Origin of the sequence: Bacillus sp. JJ1532 (genome assembly GCF_036965085.1) — a bacterium.
Classification (GTDB): Bacteria; Bacillota; Bacilli; order Bacillales; family Cytobacillaceae; genus Cytobacillus.
The window spans coordinates 282-1,120 of record NZ_JBALOW010000141.1; the positions used below are offsets into that span (position 1 = coordinate 282).

The 839-nt window shown below is 34.8% G+C and carries 1 protein-coding gene and 1 pseudogene; both read right to left on the reverse strand.

The genetic code is table 11. The features are described 5' to 3' along the window. Positions 1 to 203, reverse strand: a pseudogene (locus tag V7122_RS25360) (hypothetical protein); the annotation flags it as partial. Between the two features lie 114 nt (positions 204 to 317). After that, positions 318 to 773, reverse strand: coding sequence for a DUF4304 domain-containing protein (locus tag V7122_RS25365; protein WP_335483687.1), 456 nt, complete (start codon positions 771 to 773; stop codon positions 318 to 320). Positions 774 to 839: the final 66 nt, after the last annotated feature.

Here is an 839-nt window from a genome sequence, read left to right on the forward strand (position 1 = left end):
AAAAATGCAGCTAAAAAATTTGAAATTCCTATGCCATCGTTAGCTTCAGGAATTAAGCTCACTGTATAATTTTGCCCCAAAGCAACACTTGAAAGTATTGCGAAAGCTATCATGGGTATTACAGCTTGATACATTTTCATTTTTCTTTTTGAAATGAAAACTCCTGCTATAACTCCGTATAACACTAATATAACGAAAATCATAAAACCCCTCCCTAATTAATCCCTTTAAATTAATTGATACGGTTAAAAACCCTTTAAGTTTCAATTTTTTTGTTGAACTAACCTGCTTCGTTAGCTTAATAACGGGATATATATTCAATCAAAAGTTATGTAACCTTGTTGTTTCGTCTTTTTCTTAATAATCCGAGCTATTTTATCTGAATTCCACCACTCTTCAGCTTTAGGTAAAAGAGTAGCAACTTCATATGCTAATTTTTCGTAAATATCATCCGGAACAGGTTCTTCATCATATCTGTATGAATCATGATTTTCATATGGTTCAAGCCATGTCATAGGAACATGGTGCGTAGTATTTACCTTATCAGGAGGAATATGAGGCCCCCCCTTAATTGTGTAGCCATTGGATGGTGAAGCACCTATTTCAACAGTAAACCCACCGCCATATTTATCAAAATAGAAAGACATAAGGTCAATTCGGTTTTCTAACCTCCGTCGAAAATGCGGGAAAGAACCTTTAAATCCCTTATCTCTTAATACTGGAATAAGAATGATTTTCAGTGCCTTTATCATTTCATCTCGTCCAGAAGCCATAACACTCCATCCCTCCCTTTTAATCTCTATTTTACCCAAGCACCTTATTTAACTAGTCGAGTAGAA

Bases quoted from the DNA above. Each gene is read 5' to 3' on its own strand.
- V7122_RS25365 (WP_335483687.1), bottom strand. From the start codon at position 773: ATGGCTTCTGGACGAGATGAAATGATAAAGGCACTGAAAATCATTCTT.